Here is a 20,128-nt window from a genome sequence, read left to right as displayed (position 1 = left end):
TTGTTGAGCATGAGCCAGTCTGTCCGTGCGGCCTACGAGGCCGAACTTGCCGCCAAAGGCTTTACTGCCGACCCTGCGCAGCTGCGCGCCGTAGAAGCGCTGCAGCGCTGTGCCGATGATTGGGCCGCTTACAAGGCGCAACGCTCGAACGCGATCAAGAAGCTGTTTCGCAAACCTGAAATCCCGCGTGGTGTCTACATGTACGGCGGGGTGGGGCGCGGCAAGAGCTTTCTGATGGATTGCTTTTTCAATACCGTCCCCATCAAGCGCAAGGTACGCCTGCACTTTCATGAGTTCATGCGCGAGGTGCACCGCGAGCTGCATCTGCTGCAGGGCACGCAGAACCCGCTCGATGCCCTGGGTGCAAAAATTGCCAAGCGCTACAAGCTCATCTGCTTTGACGAATTCCACGTGGCGGACATCACGGACGCCATGATCCTGTACCGTCTGCTGATGGCTCTGTTTGACAACGGTGTGGGTTTTGTGACCACGTCCAACTTCACCCCCGATGGCCTGTATCCGGACGGCCTGCACCGCGACCGTATCCTGCCCGCCATTGATCTGCTCAACACACGCATGGATGTGGTGAACGTGGACAATGGCACGGACTACCGCCGCCGCACGCTGGAAAAGCTCAAGCTCTACCACTGCCCGCTGGGAGAGGCGTCTGACGCTGCGATGCAGCAGGCCTTTGAGCAGCTGATCGATGCGCCCGAAGAAAAACCGCTGTTCAAGATCGAGTCGCGCGAGATTCCTGCCGTGCGCCGTGCTGGTGGCGTGATCTGGTTTGACTTCCGCGAACTGTGTGGCGGTCCCCGTTCGCAGAACGACTATCTGGAAATTGCCTCGCAGTTCCATACGGTGCTGCTGTCCAACGTGCCTTACATGCCGGTCAACATGGCATCGCCTGCACGCCGCTTTACCTGGCTCGTGGATGTGCTGTACGACCGTCGCGTCAAACTCATCATGTCGGCAGCCGTGCCTCCTGAACAGCTGTACACCGAAGGCCCACTGGCCCATGAATTTCCGCGTACAGTGTCACGCTTGAATGAAATGCAGTCGCAAGAGTATCTGTCGCTCGAACGCCGCGTGGTAGATACTGGACTGACCTGAGTTTTTGACGAGCAACCATGAACCTTTCTTGCTGGCTTCCCCGTACGTGCAGTGCCCTGATGTTGAGTCTGCTGTCTGCCGCTGTCTGCGCACAGAGCGATGTGCAGGATGAGGCGGCCCATGCTGCCGCACTTGAGCAGCGTGCACAGGCGCGTGACAGGGAGCGTGCCGAGATTGAACAGGCGCGTCAGACCATTGAAGCCCGCAGAAAGGAAGCCGAAACGGCCTGCTGGCAGCGCTTTGCGGTGGAGAACTGTCTGCGCGATGCGCGCCAGACCGCACGTGAGCAGGAGCTGCCGCTGCGCCAGCGTGAACAGGAACTCAAGCAGCAGGAGCGTCAGGAAAAGGCTGATGCCCGCCTGCGCCAGATTGAGCAGAAAAAACGTGAGCGCAGCCCCGCACCCATGAACGCCACAGAGCGTCGGGCGCCTTCTGCAGCGGCTGAAAAAGCCAATCCAGAGCAAGCTGCCGCAGAGCCATCGGTAACGCCATCTGCAGCGCAGTCGGAGGCTGATCTGGCGCGCGTACAGGCAGAGCGTGAAGCACAGGCGCGTGAGCGTGCGGTCAAGACCGAGCAGGCACGCCAGAACAAGGCTGTGGAGCTTGCTGAGCGTGAGCAAGCTGAGGAAGAGCGCCGCGCCCGCGTGAAAAAATCCATGCAGGAAAAGCAGCAAAAAGCCGCAGAACGCCGCGCCAGCAAGGAGTCGCAGCCCAATGTGCAGCGCGGCAATCCATTGCCTGTGCCCGAAGGTTTGCCCCAGCCCAAGGACTGATGCGGCCCGGGTCGCCAGTGCCATAGCTGTGGCGATTTCAGTGGGAAGTACGGGCTGAAATCTTTGTAGTTCCTGTGCCTGTGGTGACTGACTGCCAAGTGGATAGCCCCCATGACTCTTGAGGAACAAGTTGCCGCAGCCTTTGCGCAGGACGGCTGGCTCTCACGTGCAGAGCCACATTTCCGCCCGCGCACCGGGCAGACCGCCATGGCGCTGGCCGTGGCTGCCACCATTGAAAGTGGTGGCGTGCTGGTGGCTGAAGCCGGCACGGGCGTGGGCAAGACTTTTTCCTATCTGGTGCCTGCCTTGCTGTGCGGCAAGCGCGTGGTGATCTCCACCGCCACCAAGGCCTTGCAGGATCAGCTTTATCTGCGTGACCTGCCACGGCTGGTGCAGGCGCTGGGCATGCCGCTGCGCATTGCGCGCCTGAAAGGCCGCTCCAGCTATCTGTGCCTGCACCGCATGGGCCAGGTCCACCAGAGCAAAGTGCCGCTGGACCCCCAGGTGCTGCGCGCCGTTGCCCGTGTGCAGCAATGGTCGCATGGCACACGCACGGGAGATCTGGCGGAGCTGCCGGGGCTGGCCGAAAACTCTGCCGTGACCACGCTGGTCACTTCCACCAAGGACAACTGCCTGGGCAGCAGCTGCGAGCACTGGGAGCAGTGCCACGTCAACACCGCACGTGCACAGGCGCTGCAGGCCGATATCTGCGTGGTCAACCACCACCTGTTTTTTGCCGACATGGAAGTGCGCGACTCGGGCGTGGCGCAGTTGCTGCCTTCCGCCGGTGTCGTGGTCATGGATGAGGCCCACCAGCTCAACGAAACCGGCATTCAGTTTGCGGGCTGGGTACTGGGGACACGCCAGCTGCAGGGCTATATCAAGGATGTGCTGGCTGATGTGAACCTGCATGCCCGGGGGCAGGCAGACTGGATGCAGCTGCTGGCCCAGCTGGAGCACGCCATCAACACCTGGCGGGCAGTGGCGGGCAGCGTGCCGCAGGGCACAAGGTTGCGCTGGCTGGGGGCTGCACCGGATGGGCTGCCGGAGAGCAGCTGGCGCAAAGGCCTGCATGCCACAGGGCAGGCCTTGCGCGCCTTGCTGCTGGCACTGGCGCAGGTGACAGAAACCGCCCATGCCTTGCTGCCGCTGTACGAGCGCGGTGCACGCCTGCTGTCGCAGCTGGCCAGCTTCGCCCAGCCTGTGCCTGATGACGCAGTGCGCTGGCTGGAAGTGACGCGCCAGCACCTGCGGCTGATGGAGTCGCCCCTGAACATTGCCCGCCTGATGCGGGAGCACCTGCAGGACACGGACGATGCCCAGGACGAAGCCGCCGCACCGCGCCAGGCCTGGGTGTTTACCTCGGCCACGCTGGGCGATGACGATGACATGCGCTGGTTCACGGAAAGTTGCGGCCTGCGACAGGCACGGGTGCTCAAGGTAGAAAGCCCGTTTGACTACCAGCGCCAGGCTGTGCTCTATGTGCCTGAAGTGTTTCCAGACCCCGCGCAGCAGGCTGAACACAGCGCTGCGGTGGCGCAGCTTGCAGGCGATGGCGCCCAGGTGCTGGGTGGCCGCACGTTGGTGCTCACCACCACGCTCAAGGCCCTGGAGACTATCGGCCAGCTGCTGCAGCAGCGCTTTGGCATGTTTGAACCCATGGACGTGCTGGTGCAGGGGCAGGGCTCCAAGCATGTGCTGATGGAGCGCTTTCGCGCAGGCGCGGTCAACGGTCGCGGCTGCATGCTGGTGGCGTCTTCCACGTTCTGGGAGGGCGTGGACATTCCGGGCGATGCGCTGCAGTTGGTGGTGATTGACAAGCTGCCTTTCCCGCCGCCGGACGACCCGCTGGTCGATGCCCGTTCGCGCCAGTTGGAGTCCATTGGCCGTAGCCCCTTTGTGGACTACATGCTGCCCGAGGCCTCCATGGCGCTCAAGCAGGGGGCGGGCCGCCTGATTCGCAGCGAAACTGACACCGGCATTCTGGTGGTGGCTGACACCCGGCTGCGCACCAAGTCTTATGGCAAGCGCCTGGTGCAGGCTTTGCCCCCCATGCATCGCATTGGCACGCGGGAAGCTTTTGAAGACGCGCTGGCACGTTTGGTGCGTGGAGAACTGCCTGTAGAGACTGCGCCTGCTGATGAGGACGATGTCAGCAATTCTTAAGCCTGATGGGTTCGCAATCGGCGTACGCTAGGCGCAGAGACAAATTCATTAGGGGGCAGACAAATGGTCGATCAGGTGCAAACCGTAGTGGTTGGTGCAGGTGTGGTGGGGCTGGCTGTGGCGCGTGCGCTGGCCCAGTCAGGCCGCGAGGTGATTGTGCTGGAGGCGGCCGATGCGATTGGCACGGGCACCAGCTCTCGCAACAGCGAGGTGATTCATGCCGGCATCTACTACCCCAAAGACTCGCTCAAGGCGCGGCTGTGCGTGCAGGGCAAGGAACTGCTGTATGCCTACTGCGCAGAAAAAAATGTGGAACACCGCCGCTGCGGCAAGCTGATTGTGGCCACCAGTGGCGAGCAGGTCGCGCAGTTGCAGCAGATCCAGCAAAAAGCAGCGGCCAATGGCGTGCATGACCTGCAACTCCTCACGCGCGACCAGGCGCAGGCGCTGGAGCCTGCACTGCAATGCCAGGCAGCGCTGCTTTCACCCAGCACCGGCATTGTGGACAGCCATGGGCTGATGCTGGCACTGCAGGGCGATATGGAGCAAGCTGGCGGCGCGCTGGCCTTGCTCTCGCCTGTGGTGGCAGGCCAGGTGCAGGCCGATGGCATCTTGCTGCGCACCGAAGACGGTACTGAACTGCTGGCGCAGGAAGTCATCAATGCCGCAGGCCTGTATGCGCCCGAGGTGGCTTCGCGTATTCAGGGGCTGGATGCCAAGCATGTGCCTACGGCCTACTTTGCCAAGGGCAACTATTTCACGCTCAGCGGCAAGGCACCGTTCAGCCATCTGATCTATCCCGTGCCGGAAGCCGCAGGCCTGGGCGTGCATCTGACGCTGGACCTGGGCGGGCAGGCCAAGTTTGGCCCGGATGTGGAATGGGTAGACAGCCCGGATCAGCTGCAGGTGGACCCACAGCGCTGCGCAGGCTTTTATGCCGAGGTGCGCAAGTACTGGCCCCAGCTCAAGGACGATGCACTGGCCCCCGGCTATGCAGGCATGCGCCCCAAAATTTCCGGGCCGGGGGAAGCCGTGGCAGACTTTGTCATTCAGGGCAGCAGCACCCACGGCATTGCCGGACTGGTGAATCTGTTTGGCATTGAGTCGCCCGGACTGACCAGCTGCATGGCGATTGGCGAACATGTTCTGCAAATGCTGAAAAGCGCTGGCAATGCATGATGGCTGTTGACTGACTTGGTGAGGGCTGCTGCATTCGTTAAGATGCTGACGCAGTCTTCGTTGCCCGGGCCACACAGGTTCGGGTCTCTGATTGTTCTTCTGATAGCTAGAAAGGCATCCATCATGGCAATTTCTGACACCGTTTCTTCCGCTCAAGCCGATCTCGAAAAGCTGGTCACTGACGTTCGCACCCTGCTGGCCAGCAAGGATCTGGACGCCATCCCCCAGATCAATGTGCTGCGCGAAAAGCTAGACGAAAGCGTATACCAGGTGCGTGAAAAGACCCTGAACGCCGCTTACGAAGCAGCGCGTCAGGCCAAGGACGCAGCCTATGCCGCTGACCGCTATGCCCATGACGAACCATGGCGCGTGGCAGGTGCTGCTCTGGCCGTGGGTGCCTTGCTGGGCTTCTTGCTGGCCCGTCGCTAAGCGTGGGCGTGAGCCCCTTGTTTTCACCCCCCAGCAAAGGAAATCTGCCGTGAACTGGATGTCAGCGATTGGATTGGACAGTTTATTAGCGCGCATTCGGACCAACCTCAATGAGGGGGCCATCGCAGCAGAAGACCGCATAGAACTGGCTCGGCTGGAATGGTCTGCGCAGAAAAAGCGCATGCAGACCATTTTTGTGCTGGGCATTGTGATGGGCGGGTTGACCATTGTGGCCCTGCTGCTGATCTCCATGGCCGTGATGGTGCAGTTCTGGGACTCGCCCCAGCGCACCGTGGTGGCATGGGTGATCGCCTGTGTATGGTTTGTGGCGTGGGTGGCAACACTGCTGGTGCTGGTGGCGGTGCTGCGCAAGTCCAGCAGGCCGTTTGAACTCACACGCGCGGAACTGGCCAAGGACTGGTCATTGATCAAGGAGCGGCTGTGAATACCTCTGTATCTACACCTGCCGAGTCGCACAGTGAATCACCTGTAACACTGTCTGCACTCGAAGCTTTGGAAAAAGATCACCGTTGGCTCAAGGCTGGTGCGGCGGAGCGTGCCGTGCTGGAGCGCATAGCCAAGCAGCGTGACCGTCTGACGCAGGCCAGCAAGGCCCAGCAGCAGGCGCTTGCGCTCAAGCAGGAGCAAAAGCCTGTGCTGCGTGCTGATGCGCCCCTGCCAGATCGCGTGGTGGCCTTTGCCAGACTGCACCCGTTTGCCACAGCAACGGCGGTGGGCGCAGCCTTGATGATTGGACCGCGCCGCATCATGCGCTACAGCGCCTGGGTGCTGCCTTTGATCAGTCGCTTCAAGCGCTGATTGCGGCTTTGGTCCGCACCATGAAAAAAGTCCAGCCTGGTGCTGGACTTTTGTTTTGATAGCTGCTTGCGCTGATGTTTAAAAGCTTTCAGATACTTTTCTATCTGAAATCCATGAATATCCAGCGCTGGCAGCTATATTTTTTGAGGTTTTACTCAAGGGCGCATGGCCTTGATGGCCTTGGCAGCTTCCGTCACCAGCGCAGGGCCTGCATAGACCAGACCGCTGTAGATCTGCACCACGTCTGCACCGGCGTGAATCTTGGCGACGGCGTCTTGCGCACTCATGATGCCGCCCACGCCGACGATGGGAAAGCCCTTGCCCAGCGCAGCGCGCAGCTGGCTGATCACGCGGTTGCTGGCTTCAAACGCGGGCGCACCGCTCAGGCCGCCGGCTTCCTCGCCGTGCTCCATGCCCTTGACGGCATCGCGGCTGAGCGTGGTGTTGGTGGCAATCACACCGTCCATGCCGTGGCGCTGCAAGGTCGCTGCAATCACTTTTACCTGGTTCTCGTCCAGATCAGGCGCAATCTTCACAAAGATGGGCACGCGGCGGCCCTGTGTGGCAGCCAGTTCCTCGCGCTTGGTGGCAATCGCGCCCAGCAGGCCGTCCAGCGCCTCGTCACTTTGCAGCGCGCGCAGGTTCTTGGTGTTGGGGGAGCTGATGTTCACAGTCACATAGTCGGCATGTGGGTACACGCCCTCCAGGCAGATCAGGTAGTCGTTCGTGGCTTCTTCGATGGGTGTGACCGCGTTCTTGCCAATGTTCAGGCCCAGCAGCAGGGGCTTGCCCTGTGCGCGCACGGTGGACTTCTTGACGTTGGCGATAAAGGCATTCAGCCCGTCATTGTTAAAACCAAAGCGGTTGATGATGCCCTTGGCCGCTGGCAGGCGGAACATGCGCGGCTTGGGGTTGCCGGGCTGGGGCTTGGGCGTGACGGTGCCTACTTCCACAAAGCCAAAGCCCATGGCCGCCAGCGCATCGATGCAGCGGGCGTTTTTGTCCAGACCCGCAGCCATGCCCACGCGGTTGGGGAAGTGCAGCCCCGCCAGCGTGATGGGGTCGCTCACCTGCGGTGCAGACCAGGCCATCTGCAGCGGTGTGCCCTGGCCCTTGGCCAGCATGTTCATCGTGAAGTCATGGGCCTGTTCGGCATCCATACCAAAGAGAAAGGGTCGCACGAGCGCGTAGGGGATCAGTGACATAGGGAATAATTCGGTGGATTAACCGGATTCTCTCTCATGACGACACCTCAAGCTCCTTTGTCCCAAGATGAATTGAAAACTTTGGTCGGTCAAGCCGCACTGCAATACGTGGTTCCCGGCGAGATCGTGGGGGTGGGCACTGGCTCCACGGTCAACAAGTTCATTGATGCACTGGCCTCCATGAAGGACCAGATCAAGGGTGCGGTGTCCAGCTCCGTGGCCAGCACGGAGCGCCTGAAGGCGCTGGGCATCACGGTTTTCGATGCCAATACCGTTGAAAGCCTGTCGGTCTACATCGACGGCGCGGACGAAATCGACGGCAAGGGATTCATGGTCAAGGGCGGTGGCGCTGCACTCACGCGCGAGAAGATCGTCGCAGCCCAGGCCAAGCAGTTTGTCTGCATCGTGGATGAATCCAAGCTGGTCGAAGCCCTGGGCAACTTCCCCCTGCCAGTGGAAGTCATCCCCATGGCCGCCGCACAGATTGCGCGCAAGTTTGCAGCCATGGGCGGCACAGCCACCATCCGCATGAAGGACGGCCAGCCGCTGGTGACGGACAACGGCCAGCACATTCTGGACGTGCGCGGCCTGCGCATTACCGATCCGCTGGCGTTTGAGAGCGAAGTCAACCAGTGGCCCGGTGTGGTCACCGTAGGCGTGTTTGCCCACCAGAAGGCCTCCGTCTGCCTGATGGGGACGGCCGCTGGTGTGAAAACCTTCACCTACTGATCACCGCTTCCTAAGTAAGCCATGCTCAACATCCTCTGGTTGGGCTTTTTTATCGTGGCTGCCATCGCGGCACTGGCCCAATGGCTGGTGGGCGGGCAGCCACAAGTGTTTGCACAGATGGTGCAGGCACTGTTTGCCATGGCCAAGCTCTCGGTCGAGGTCATGGTGCTGCTGTTTGGCACGCTCACCCTGTGGCTGGGCTTTTTGCGCATTGCCGAAGAAGCAGGTGTGGTGCAGTGGCTGGGCAAGGTGCTGGGGCCGCTGTTTGCCAAGCTCATGCCTGAAGTGCCACGCGGCCACCCGGCGCTGGGCCTCATCACCCTGAACTTTGCTGCCAATGGCCTGGGGCTGGACAACGCCGCCACGCCCATGGGCCTCAAAGCCATGAAGGCGCTGCAGGAGCTCAACCCCAAGCCTGACACTGCCACCAACGCGCAGATTCTGTTCTTGGTGCTCAACGCCTCATCGCTCACGCTGCTGCCCGTCACCATCTTTATGTACCGCATGCAGCAGGGCGCGGCAGACCCCACACTGGTGTTTCTGCCCATCTTGCTGGCTACGTCGGCTTCTACGTTGGTCGGGCTGCTGTCCGTGGCACTGGTGCAGCGGCTACCCATTTTCAGCCCCGTGGTACTGGCCTATCTGCTGCCTGTGGCGCTGGGCCTGGCGGCGTTCATGGCGCTGCTGACCACGCTCAGTGCGGCGGCGCTGGCTTCGCTGTCATCCTTGCTGGGTAACTTCACGCTGTTTGCTTTGATTCTGCTGTTTGTCTGCATGGGTGCGTACAAGAAGGTGCCGGTGTATGACAGCTTTGTGGCAGGCGCCAAAGAAGGCTTTGATGTGGCCAAGGGCCTGCTGCCGTACCTGGTCGCCATGCTCTGCGCCGTGGGGGTATTTCGCGCCTCGGGCGCGCTGGACTATGTGCTGGACGCCATTCGCTGGTGCGTCCACCTGCTGGGCATGGATGGCCGCTTTGTGGATGCGTTGCCCACGGCCCTTGTCAAACCCTTTTCCGGCAGCGCCGCCCGCGCCATGCTGATTGAAACCATGCAAAGCCAGGGTGTGGACAGTTTTGCGGCGCTGGCGGCAGCGACCATTCAAGGCAGTACCGAAACCACCTTTTATGTGCTGGCGGTGTACTTTGGCGCAGTAGGCATTCAGAAGGCCCGCCATGCAGTGCCTTGTGCGCTGCTGGCAGAGCTGGCGGGGGTGGTAGCGGCGATTGGGGTTACGTATTGGTTTTTTGGGTGAGCGTGCGATAGAGCTTGGTGGGCTTGTTGGGGGTGGCATGCTTGGCTTGCCGAAGGGAGTCGGGTTTCGCCCCGACAGCCGACTTCCTTTTCTTTGCCTCGCCAAAGAAAAGGAATCTTCACGCTTGTGTGGGGCGGAACTCATATTGCGGAGCAATGTGAGTGGAGAGTAAAAGAAAGGCGACTCTGTTACCTGCGACCCTTCGCATTCGCTACGGGTAACCTGCGGTGCTCGCCTGTGGGGTGCGCCGCAGAACTCGCTGCACGCCTTCGTCGTTGCGCTCAGACAGCTGCGGCGAGTCAGTCTACGAAGCGTGTGCGCTGCGCCCGCGTCTTGCCGCGCACACGCCACCCCACAGGCTGTGCGCCTCGGCGCAGGTAGAAGGGAGTGGGGGGAGCACCTGTCGTTGGGTGCTTCATGAAATATGGCTGTAGCGCCCATGTATCAAGCACTGGTAGCTATGGATTTTGTATTTACCCCCTCTCCCGCTTGCGGAAGTGAAGCGGATATCTTGCCTTTTCGTGCACGGTAGCTGCCTGAGGCGGTGACGGGCGTAGCCTTTGGCGTTGTGTCACAGCCTTGTCACTGCACGGTAACAGAATGTAGAACTCCTTTGAGTTCTTGCCATGTGTGCTGCCGCTGTGCTTTCGCCAACTCCTCAATTGCCTGTTTCTTGTGTGTTCTGGCGTCGCTGGTTGCAAGGCTGGCAACCATTGCATGCGGCCATTGTGGGCACGGTCAGGGCCATTTTGTTGCTGCTCTGGTGGTTTAGCAGCCAGCACTGGCAGACACAGGCGCGGCAGGTGGACCAGGCCGCACGCATGCAGCAGGCGGGCATGGCTGCCATCGTGGCTGAGAACCTGCGCCAGGTGGTGGAAAAAGCGCAGCTGGCAGCTGCTGTGGCGCAGCAGGGCTTATGGGGGCAACGCGGCTGGCAGCAGCAGCTGGAGCAAATGCTGCAGCGTGACCGCGTTTTTCTGCGCCACGCCTTGTACAGCGCTGATGGCCAGCATCTGGCTGGTGCTGAGATCAGCGCCGCGCTGCTGCACAGTTTGCAGGCGCAGCAGCATGCATGTCCGCAGGTCCGTGTGCTGCAGCCAGAAGCCGCGCCTGTGATACAGCCGTCGCATGTGTTGCAAGTGCCTTTGCTGCTGTGCCTGCACGGGCCAGATGATGTATTGCAGGCCTTGCTGGTGCTGCATATGGACATGGGCTACTTTCTGCGGCTGTACCGGGACATGGATCTCGGCAGCAGCGGCATGCTGCACCTGGTGGCGCAGGATGGCAGCGTGGTGGCAGCGCTGGCCGGTGGCGGCCTGCTGGCGCAGCCCGTGCAGCAGCTTTCCGCAGTGGCGCGCTTGCAGGAGCGCTCTGGAGAACTCAATCTGGCGCTGGGTGCAGGTGATATGCGTCTGGCTAAATTCCATCGCGTTGCCGATGTGCCTTTGACGGTGGTGGCGAGCCGGGAGTGGGCGGAAATTCGCGCAGCACAGCAAGAGCATGTCACAGGCACCAGATGGCTGCTGGCGGCGGTGTCGCTGATGGCCATCATGGCCACCATTGCCGTGCTGCGTACCTTGCAGCGCAAGCAGCATCTTTATGAAGCGCTGGCCAGGGCAGACCACGACAAGCAGACGCTGATTGCACAGCTGAAGCAGGAAAAGCAAAGGGCGCTGGATCTGGCCTCCAGTGACCATCTGACAGGGCTGCACAACCGGCGCATGTTTCATGAGCTGGTTTCCAGTCACCTGGCCTTGGCCCGGCGCAGCCGCAAGCACTATGCGCTGCTGTATCTGGACATGGACCGCTTCAAGCAGATCAATGATTCCTTTGGGCACCATGTGGGCGATGCCTTGCTGCAGGCCGTGGCCCAGCGCTTGCGCAGCATCCTCAGAAGCTCTGACGTGATTGCCCGCATGGGTGGGGATGAGTTTGCGGTGCTGGTGACGGCGCTGGAGCGAATGGAAGACGTGGAGGCGCTGGCCAGCAAGCTGGTGGCAGCCCTGGCTGCCCCTTATGAGGGGCTGGATGCTGCGCCCATACATACCTCGCCCAGCATGGGCATCGCTTTGTTCCCGCGCGATGGCCATGATGTGGAGGTGCTGTGCCGCCATGCGGATGCCGCCATGTACGCCTCCAAGAAAGCAGGGCGCAACCGCTTTACTTTCTACGATCGCCTGCCGGAGCTGGATACGGAGCGCAGTCTGCGCCTGACACGCCAGCTGCCGCAGGCCATTGCCAGTGAGCAGCTGGTGCTGCATTTCCAGCCCAAAGTGCGGCTGGATGACTGCTCCATCGACAGTTTTGAAGCACTGGTGCGCTGGCAGCACCCGGAGCTTGGCCTGATTTACCCCGGCGATTTTGTGCCGCTGGCTGAGGCACATGGGCATGTGGAGGCACTGGGCGACTGGGTCATGCAGGCCTGCTGCCGCCAGATTGCCGCCTGGCGCATGCAAGGGCTGGATCTGGTGCCTGTGGCATTCAATGTGTCCCCCCTGCAGCTGGCTGACAGTGGCTTTCCCGTGCGGCTGACCACCTGGCTGCAGCACTACGGCGTAAGAACCTCGGATATCCAGATCGAAATCACGGAAAGCTGTCTGGTAGAGCCCGCAGGCATTGCTGCACGTGTGCTGGCGCAGTTACAGCACATGGGGGTGAGGATTGCGCTGGATGATTTCGGGACCGGCTTTTCCAGCCTGAGCCAGATCCGCAACCTGCCCATCAACACCATCAAGCTGGATAAATCATTCGTCAATGAATTGCGCACCAGCACAGAGGCCGGTGTGCTGGTGACATCCATCATCACGCTGGCGCACAACCTGCGCATGCAGGTGGTGGCAGAAGGGGTGGAACTGAAAGACCAGCTGGTCTACCTCAAGACCGCTGGCTGTGATGTGGCGCAGGGCTATTTTCTCAGCCGCCCCGTTGCCGCGGCGCAGGCAGAAGCTTTGCTGCGTCAGGGCGTGGTGCAGCTGTCATAAGGAGCCAAGCTTGCCGCTCAAGGCGCGGGCGTGCGCAAGCGCAACAGCTGCCCTTTGCTTTCATCGGTCAGCACATAAAGCCACCCATCCGGCCCCTGGCGCACATCACGCACACGCTGGCCGAGGTTGGGCAGCAGGTGTTCGGTCTTCACCACCTTGTCACCATCCAGCGTCATGCGCTCCAGCCGCTTGGCGCGCAGCGCGCCGACCACCATCTGGCCTTTCCAGCCGGGGTAGCGGTCTGAGGTGATAAAGGCCATGCCAGAAACGGCAATCGACGGCGTCCACTGGTGTGCGGGCTGCTCCATGCCTTCCCTGTGCGTGATGCCTGCACCAATCTTGCCGCCGCCGTAGTTCTCGCCATAGGTAATCACGGGCCAGCCGTAGTTCTTGCCGGGCTCAGGGCGGTTGATTTCATCGCCACCCTGCGGGCCGTGCTCATTCATCCAGAAGCTGCCGTCCGGTGCCAGTGCTGCGCCCTGTGGGCTGCGGTGGCCGTAGCTCCAGATTTCAGGCAGGGCATCGCTGCGGCCCACAAAGGGGTTGTCCGGGGGCACGCTGCCGTCCTTGTGAATGCGCACGATCTTGCCCAGGTGGCTTTGCAGGTTCTGCGCTTCTTCCTTGAAGAAAGAGTGCTCGCCCAGTGTGAGCAGCAGCGTGCCATCGGGCCGCTCTACGATGCGGCAGCCAAAGTGCAGCTGGCTGGCTTTCTTCGGTTGCTGGCTGAAGATGGTCTGGACGTTTTCCAGCTGCTTTTCGTCTGGTGACAGTTGCGCCTTGGCCAGCGCCGTGCTGTTGCTGCCGTTCAGGCCCGGCTCGGCAAAGCAGAAGTACAGCGTGCGGTTGCGGGCAAAGTCACTGTCCAGTACCACATCCAGCAGGCCACCCTGGCCGCCCACGGCAATGGCGGGCAGGCCCTGAATGGGTGCGCCCAGCGTGCCATCGGGGGTGATGGTGCGCATGCGGCCGGGGCGCTCGGTGACGAGGAATTTGCCATCGGGCAAAAAGGCTACGGCCCAGGGGTGCTGCAATCCCTGGGCGACCACTTCGGGCTGCACTTGCAGGGCGTGTGCGCTGCCAAGCTGCAGCAGGGCGGCACAGAACAGGGCGGGGGTGGTGCGCAAAAAGCTGGGGGTGACCATGGGCGAATGCCTCCTCATCAAAACTTTGCGAACACGCAAGAACAGCGCCTGAGTCGTCAAAAAACTTGGCAATGCTGGCGCTGTGGCCTATGGTGCAGGTGTATAAATCGAAGCATTCTATGCCGCACTGCTCGTGCGGTTTTTTTGTTCTTTTTCGAGAAAGGCCCCGTATGGGAGCGCAATGGAAAGCCAAGGGCAAGGCCCTGGTTGCGGATGCCAAAGGCAAGCTGTTTGGCAAACTGGTCAAGGAAATTACGGTCGCAGCCCGTCTGGGCGGTGGCGACCCCACAGGCAATTCGCGCCTGCGTATGGCCATTGAAGCAGCGCGCAAGGCTTCCATGCCCAAGGACACGCTGGACCGTGCCATCAAAAAAGGCTCGGGTGCAGGCGCTGATGCGGTTAACTACTCCAGCGTGATTTTTGAAGGCTATGCCCCCCATCGCGTGCCCGTGATGGTGGAGTGCCTGACCGACAACCCCAACCGTACCGCTCCCAATATGCGCGTGTGCTTCCGCAAGGGCCAGATGACGGCCGTGGCCTGGGATTTTGACCACGTAGGCATGATCGAAGGTGAAGCCGAAAACGGTGCCGACCCCGAACTGGCCGCCATCGAAGCCGGTGCACAGGACTTTGAAGCGGGAGACGAAGAGGGCGTGACCCTGTTCATCACCGAGCCTACCGATCTGGATGCAGTGTCCAAAGCCCTGCCTGCGCATGGCATCAAGGTGCTGTCGGCCAAGCTGGGCTACAAGGCCAAGAACCCTGTGAGCATGTCCAGCCTGTCTGCCGAGCAGCAGGAAGAAGTGCAGGCCTTCCTGGCCGGTCTGGACAATGATGACGACGTGCAGAACGTCTTCGTCGGTCTGATTGACTGATTGCGCAGCCTCGCCAGCCATGGCGATGCACGGCAACAAGGCTGCTTCGGCAGCCTTTGTTTGGGGTGCTGTTTTATAAAAAAGAGAGCTGCCAGCGCTTGAATTTCCAATGTTTCAGATATAAAACTATCTGAAAGCACTGATTTGCAAGCGCTGGCAGCTATTTTTTAAAGATTTACCTGTTTGTAGCGGCAGGTAGCAGCCATGAAAAAAGGCAAGGTGATTCTCACCTTGCCTTTTTGGTGTGTGCTGCATGCCGGGCTTTGAGGGTGCGGCATGGCATTCACAGACTTAGATCACAGCGGCAATTGCCTTGCACACGTGGTCAATGTTCTTGCTGTTGAGCGCAGCCACGCACATACGGCCAGTGTCAGTGCCGTACACGCCAAACTCGGAGCGCAGACGGATCATCTGTTCCTTGGAGAGGCCGGAGTATGAGAACATGCCGATCTGGGTGGTGATGAAGCTCATGTCCTGCTGCACGCCAGCAGCCTTCAGGCCGTCCACCAGCTTCTGGCGCATTTCCTTGATGCGCACGCGCATGCCAGCCAGCTCTTCTTCCCACAGAGCGCGCAGCTCGGGGTTGTTCAGCACTGCAGCCACCACAGCACCGCCGTGTGTAGGAGGGTTGGAGTAGTTGGTGCGGATCACGATCTTCAGCTGCGACAGCACGCGGGCAGCTTCTTCCTTGTCGTTGGCCACCACGGACAGGGCACCCACGCGTTCGCCGTACAGGCTGAAGCTCTTGGAGAAGGAAGTCGACACAAAGATGTTCAGGCCTGCAGCCACGAACTTGCCGATCACGGCGCCGTCTTCGGCAATACCGTGGCCAAAGCCCTGGTAAGCCATGTCCAGGAATGCGACCAGGCCCTTGGCCTTGACCACGGCAATCACCTGTTCCCACTGCTCGGCAGTGATGTCGTAGCCGGTGGGGTTGTGGCAGCAGGCGTGCAGCACCACGATGGTGCCAGCAGCAGCGGCGTTCAGGTCAGCCAGCATGCCGTCAAAGTTGATCGAGCGGGTGGCTGCGTCGTAGTAGGAATAGGTGCCCACTTCGAAGCCAGCGTTCTGGAAGATGGCGCGGTGGTTTTCCCAGCTGGGGTTGGAGATCAGCACCTTGGCGTTGGGGCTGATCTTCTTCAGGAAGTCAGCACCAATCTTCAGGCCGCCTGTGCCGCCGATGGCCTGCACAGTGGCCACGCGGCCAGACTGCACGACTTCGGAGTCAGCGCCAAAAACCAGGCCCTTGACGGCGCTGTCGTAGGCAGCAATACCGTCGATGGGCAGATAGCCGCGAGCCTTGGGCTCTTCCATCATGGCCTTTTCAGCGGCCTGCACGCATTTGAGCAGAGGCAGCTTGCCGTTGTCGTCGAAGTACACGCCCACGCCCAGGTTGACTTTCTGTGGGTTGGTATCGGCGGCGTATTGCTCGTTCAGGCCCAGGATCGGATCGCGGGGGGCCATTTCGACGGCGGAGAACAGAGACATGGTTTTTGTCCTTGAGAGTAGAAAAAAAGCGCGCTTTCCCTCTCGGGTGCCGGCCTCTTGGGTGGCCGTGTGGGGAAAGCTCTCCATTTTAATTCCGCTGGCAGCCATCAGGCCATCTGCCCGATGGTTTTTCTAAAGCGCACCAGCGCCAGCACGAACAGCGCGGTGCCGATCAGCGCCAGCCACAGGAAGGGCTTCCACACCACATCCAGCCCGGCGCCGCGAAACAGGATGGCCTGGCCCAGCTCGACAAAGTGCGTGGTGGGCGCGGCCAGCATCAGGTCCTGCACCAGCTGGGGCATGCTCTCGCGCGGCGTGGCGCCTCCCGAGAGCAGCTGCATGGGCATGACGGTCAGCACGATCAGCAGGCCGAATTGCGGCATCGAGCGCGCCAGCGTCGCCAGGTAGATGCCCAGCGAGGTGGTGGCAAACAGATTGAGCGCTGCCCCGGTCAGAAACAGAGGTACTGAGCCGGCAATGGGCACGTTCAGCGCGCCCTGGATGACCGTCCACAGCGACAGCAGCACCGCCAGCAGCACCACCAGCCCCATGGACCAGACCTTGCCAAGCATGATTTCGGTGGGGGTGACGGGCATGACCAGCAGGTGTTCGATGGTGCCGTGCTCGCGCTCGCGGATCAGCGCTGCGCCGGTGAGGATGATGGCCAGCAGCGTCACGTCGTTGATCACCTGCGTGAGCGAGCCAAACCAGCTGTGCTGCAGCGCCGGGTTGAAGCGTGTGCGCAGTGCCAGCTCCACGGGCAGCTGCGTCGTGCTGCGCTGGCGCTGGACGAACTCGTTGACCTCGCCCAGCACGATCTGCTGCACGTACTGGCTGCCGGAAAAGGCCTGGCTCATGCGCGTGGCGTCCACGTTCAGCTGCACGTCGGGTCGGCGTCCGTTGAGCACGTCGCGCTGGAAGTTGGGGGGGATGTTGAGCACGAAGGTGTAGCGGCCCTGGTCCAGCCCGGCATCCATCTGCCGGTGTGTGATGTGCTCGGCCGGGGCAAACAGCGGCGGGTAGAAGGCGCTGACGATGCGGGTGGACAGCGGGGAACGGTCCTCATCCACCACGGCAATCGGGGCCAGGTGCAGCGTCTCCGGGACGGCGGTGGCGGCCGAGTACACCGAGATCGTGAACACGTAGAGGATGAGGATCAGCATCACCGGGTCGCGCCACAGGCTCCACAGCTCCTTGACGCCCAGGCGGTAGATGTTGTGCAGGTGGCGGTGCATCATCGCTCCTGTTTCTTGAGCAGCAGGATGGCGGCGCCCATGACGACGGGCACTGCCGCCAGCAGGGGGATGAAGGCGCTCATCAGCTCCGACAGGTTCAGCGCCTTGCCGAAGATGCCCCGGTTGATGATCAGCATGTGGGTGGCCGGGTAGATTTCGCCCACGATGCGCCCCAGGCCTTCCAGCGAGCTGACCGGGTGCAGCAGCCCGGCAAACTGCACCGCAGGCACCAGGGTGGAGATCATGGCCAGGAACAGGGCGGCAATCTGGCTGCGGGTGAGGGCAGAGGCCAGCACGCCCATGCCCGTGGCGATGAAGGCGTACACCGTGGAGGCCAGCAGCAGCCCCCAGAAGCTGCCCTTGATGGGAACCTGAAACACCAGCAGCGCAATGCCGCACATCAGCAGGAAGTTGAGCAGGGCCAGCAGCACGTAGGGCAGCTGCTTGCCCAGCAGGAATTCGGTGCGCGTGACGGGGGTGGTGTAGAGGTTGAGGATGGAGCCCAGCTCCTTTTCACGCACCACGGCCAGCGCGGTGAGCATGGCCGGCAGCATGAGCAGCAGCAGCGCAATCACCGCCGGCACCATGGCCGGCAGGCTCTTGACGTCGGGGTTGTAGCGGTAGCGTATCTGGATGCCGGCGGGCTGGGCCAGGGTCAGGCCGCGCGCCGCCAGCTGTGTGGCCAGCCACTGCTGGTGCATGCCCTGTACGTAACCCAGCACGGTTTCGGCGCGCGTGGGCATGGCGCCATCCACCCAGGCGCCAATCTGTGCCTGGTGGCCGCGCAGCACGTCGCGGGCAAAGTCGGAGGGGATTTCTATGGCCAGCGTCAGCTCGCCGCTGCGCATGCGCCGGTCCATGTCGGCCTCGTCGGCAATTGGAGGCCGTTCGATGAAGTAGGGGGAGCCGGCCAGGTTGAGGGCATAGCTTTGCGACAGGCCGCTCTGGTCGCGGTCGAGGATGGCGTAGCGCATGTCCTGCACGTCCATGTTGATGCCGTAGCCGATGACCAGCATCAAAAGCATAGAGCCCAGCAGCGCCAGGGTGGCGCGCACCTTGTCGCGCTGCAGCTCCAGCGCCTCGCGCCAGAAGTAGCTGAACATGCGCTGCATGCTGAAGAGGCGGTGGTGCTGCTGCATCGCGCTGTGGCCGCTGGCTGGCAGGCTGGAGGCCATGGCGGCAGTCTGCTGAGCGGGAGCAGAGGCCGGCGCCTCGCCACTGGCTTCCACCAGGTAGCCGATGAAGGCTTCTTCCAGGGTGGCTGCGCCGCGTTTGCGCATGAGCGCTGCGGGGGTGTCGCTGTCGAGCACCTTGCCGGCATGCATCATGGACATGCGGTCGCAGCGCTCGGCCTCGTTCATGAAGTGGGTGGAGATGAAGATCGTGACCTTGTCGCGGCGCGACAGCTCCACCAGCAGGCGCCAGAAGTTGTCGCGTGCCACCGGGTCCACGCCCGAGGTGGGCTCATCCAGGATCAGCAGTTCGGGCCGGTGCACCATGGCCACGGCCAGCGACAGGCGCTGGCGCACGCCCAGGGGGAGGGCGCCGGGCAGGCTGTGCCGCACGCTGTCCAGGTCAAAGCGCTCGATCATCTCCTGCACGCGCGCCGGCAGTTGCTCGGGCGGCACGTGAAACAGCTGGGCGTGCAGCACCAGGTTCTGCTGCACCGTCAGCTCGCTGTACAGCGAGAAGGATTGCGACATGTATCCCACCCGCTGGCGCGTGGCCATGTCGCGCGCATCCACCACCTTGCCAAAGAGCCTGGCCTGGCCTTCGGTGGCATCGAGCAGGCCGGTGAGCATCTTCATGGTAGTGGACTTGCCGCAGCCGTTGGAGCCGAGAAAGCCAAAGATTTCCCCACGGCGAATCCGGAAGTTGACGCGATCGACGGCGGTGAAAGCGCCAAAGCGCATGGTCAGGTTGTGCGCTTCGATGGCGATGTCGTCATCGGCCACGTGCAGCGGCGGAATCACCACGGGCACGTGGCCGCGCTTTTTTTCCTCGGGCAGCAGCGCAATGAAGGCTTCCTCCAGCGAGGCAGTGGCCGTGCGTGCCAGCAGCTGCGCCGGCGTGCCGGTGGCCAGCACCTGGCCGGCGTCCATGGCCACCAGCCAGTCAAAACGCTGCGCTTCGTCCATGTAGGCCGTGGCCACCAGCACGCTCATGCCGGGGCGCTGGCCGCGTATGCGCGCGATCAGCTCCCAGAACTGCGCGCGCGCCAGCGGGTCCACGCCCGTGGTCGGTTCGTCCAGGATCAGCAGGTCGGGGTCGTGGATGAGGGCGCAGCACAGGCCGAGCTTTTGCTTCATGCCGCCGGAGAGCTTGCCTGCCGGGCGTGAGAGAAAGGGGTACAGGCCGGTGGCCTGCGTCAGCTCGTCGATGCGCCGGCGCCGCTCGGCGCTGCCGTGGCCGAACAGGCGGGCAAAGAATTGCAGGTTCTCCTCGACCGAGAGCGTGGGATACAGGTTCTTGCCCAGCCCCTGGGGCATGTAGGCCACGCGTGGCTGGATGGCATTGCGGTGGCGGCGCTCGGCGATGTTGCCGCCCAGCACGTCGATGCGGCCCTGCTGGATCACGCGCGCGCCGGCCACCAGGGCCATCAGGCTGGATTTGCCCACCCCGTCGGGGCCGATCAGCCCCACCATGCAGCCGCTGGGAATGTCCAGCGTGATGCCGGCCAGTGCCTGCACATTGCCATAGCGCAGGGCCACGTCGCTAAGGCGAGCTACCGGTGCGTCCATGG

At 62.1% G+C, this 20,128-nt stretch carries 16 protein-coding genes; 11 read left to right on the top strand and 5 right to left on the bottom strand.

Annotated elements, in window-relative coordinates; all coding sequences use genetic code 11:
• Positions 1 to 9: 9 nt before the first annotated feature.
• From zapE to B5M06_RS15795, 7 genes are all read left to right on the top strand, one after another.
• A complete protein-coding gene (gene zapE / locus B5M06_RS15825; RefSeq protein ID WP_054067297.1) occupies positions 10 to 1,113 on the top strand; it encodes a cell division protein ZapE in 1,104 nt (367 codons plus the stop codon).
• A 59-nt stretch (positions 1,114 to 1,172) separates the two neighbouring features.
• A complete protein-coding gene (locus B5M06_RS15820; RefSeq protein ID WP_054067254.1) occupies positions 1,173 to 1,886 on the top strand; it encodes a hypothetical protein in 714 nt (237 codons plus the stop codon).
• Between the two features lie 111 nt (positions 1,887 to 1,997).
• Entirely contained in the window at positions 1,998 to 4,052 is a 2,055-nt protein-coding gene (locus B5M06_RS15815) for a DNA repair helicase YoaA (RefSeq protein WP_077344622.1), read from the top strand.
• 63 nt (positions 4,053 to 4,115) lie between these two features.
• Entirely contained in the window at positions 4,116 to 5,231 is a 1,116-nt protein-coding gene (locus B5M06_RS15810; protein ID WP_054067255.1) for an NAD(P)/FAD-dependent oxidoreductase, read from the top strand.
• Between the two features lie 123 nt (positions 5,232 to 5,354).
• Positions 5,355 to 5,660: a glycine zipper domain-containing protein gene (locus B5M06_RS15805; RefSeq protein ID WP_054067256.1), complete on the top strand. Its 306-nt coding sequence runs from the start codon at positions 5,355 to 5,357 to the stop codon at positions 5,658 to 5,660.
• A gap of 49 nt (positions 5,661 to 5,709) precedes the next feature.
• A complete protein-coding gene (locus tag B5M06_RS15800) occupies positions 5,710 to 6,105 on the top strand; it encodes a phage holin family protein (protein WP_054067257.1) in 396 nt (131 codons plus the stop codon).
• Positions 6,102 to 6,479 (top strand): hypothetical protein, encoded by a 378-nt coding sequence (locus tag B5M06_RS15795; RefSeq protein WP_130932709.1) that lies wholly within the window; start codon positions 6,102 to 6,104, stop codon positions 6,477 to 6,479. Before B5M06_RS15800 ends, B5M06_RS15795 begins: the two co-directional genes overlap by 4 nt.
• A gap of 155 nt (positions 6,480 to 6,634) precedes the next feature.
• On the opposite strand, the gene B5M06_RS15790 is transcribed toward B5M06_RS15795, so the two are convergent.
• Complete coding sequence (locus tag B5M06_RS15790) at positions 6,635 to 7,684, bottom strand: quinone-dependent dihydroorotate dehydrogenase (protein WP_054067259.1); 1,050 nt, start codon at positions 7,682 to 7,684, stop codon at positions 6,635 to 6,637.
• A gap of 36 nt (positions 7,685 to 7,720) precedes the next feature.
• Between B5M06_RS15790 and rpiA the strand changes: the two genes are divergently transcribed.
• From rpiA to B5M06_RS15775, 3 genes are all read left to right on the top strand, one after another.
• Entirely contained in the window at positions 7,721 to 8,413 is a 693-nt protein-coding gene (rpiA, locus tag B5M06_RS15785; protein WP_054067260.1) for a ribose-5-phosphate isomerase RpiA, read from the top strand.
• A 21-nt stretch (positions 8,414 to 8,434) separates the two neighbouring features.
• Positions 8,435 to 9,664, top strand: coding sequence for a nucleoside recognition domain-containing protein (locus B5M06_RS15780; protein WP_054067261.1), 1,230 nt, complete (start codon positions 8,435 to 8,437; stop codon positions 9,662 to 9,664).
• 713 nt (positions 9,665 to 10,377) lie between these two features.
• The gene (locus B5M06_RS15775; protein WP_240183958.1) at positions 10,378 to 12,645 is read left to right on the top strand and encodes a putative bifunctional diguanylate cyclase/phosphodiesterase; all 2,268 of its coding nucleotides are present in this window, start codon (positions 10,378 to 10,380) and stop codon (positions 12,643 to 12,645) included.
• Between the two features lie 17 nt (positions 12,646 to 12,662).
• Here B5M06_RS15775 and B5M06_RS15770 read toward each other — a convergent pair whose 3' ends face one another.
• Positions 12,663 to 13,787, bottom strand: coding sequence for a PQQ-dependent sugar dehydrogenase (locus B5M06_RS15770; RefSeq protein WP_054067263.1), 1,125 nt, complete (start codon positions 13,785 to 13,787; stop codon positions 12,663 to 12,665).
• Positions 13,788 to 13,957: 170 nt separating this feature from the next.
• Here B5M06_RS15770 and B5M06_RS15765 point away from each other — a divergent pair, with 170 nt between their 5' ends.
• Positions 13,958 to 14,662 (top strand): YebC/PmpR family DNA-binding transcriptional regulator, encoded by a 705-nt coding sequence (locus B5M06_RS15765; RefSeq protein WP_054067264.1) that lies wholly within the window; start codon positions 13,958 to 13,960, stop codon positions 14,660 to 14,662.
• Between the two features lie 291 nt (positions 14,663 to 14,953).
• Here the strand turns inward: B5M06_RS15765 and B5M06_RS15760 are convergent, their stop codons facing one another.
• From B5M06_RS15760 to rbbA, 3 genes are all read right to left on the bottom strand, one after another.
• Complete coding sequence (locus tag B5M06_RS15760) at positions 14,954 to 16,150, bottom strand: amino acid aminotransferase (RefSeq protein WP_054067265.1); 1,197 nt, start codon at positions 16,148 to 16,150, stop codon at positions 14,954 to 14,956.
• Positions 16,151 to 16,257: 107 nt separating this feature from the next.
• The gene (locus B5M06_RS15755; RefSeq protein WP_054067266.1) at positions 16,258 to 17,388 is read right to left on the bottom strand and encodes an ABC transporter permease; all 1,131 of its coding nucleotides are present in this window, start codon (positions 17,386 to 17,388) and stop codon (positions 16,258 to 16,260) included.
• Entirely contained in the window at positions 17,385 to 20,126 is a 2,742-nt protein-coding gene (rbbA, locus tag B5M06_RS15750; RefSeq protein ID WP_054067267.1) for a ribosome-associated ATPase/putative transporter RbbA, read from the bottom strand. Before rbbA ends, B5M06_RS15755 begins: the two co-directional genes overlap by 4 nt.
• Positions 20,127 to 20,128: the final 2 nt, after the last annotated feature.

Origin of the sequence: Comamonas kerstersii (genome assembly GCF_002056725.1) — a bacterium.
In the GTDB taxonomy this organism is placed as follows: Bacteria; Pseudomonadota; Gammaproteobacteria; order Burkholderiales; family Burkholderiaceae_C; genus Comamonas; species Comamonas kerstersii.
The sequence above is the reverse complement of the archived record's forward strand: the minus strand, read 5'-3'. Positions and strand labels throughout refer to the sequence as shown.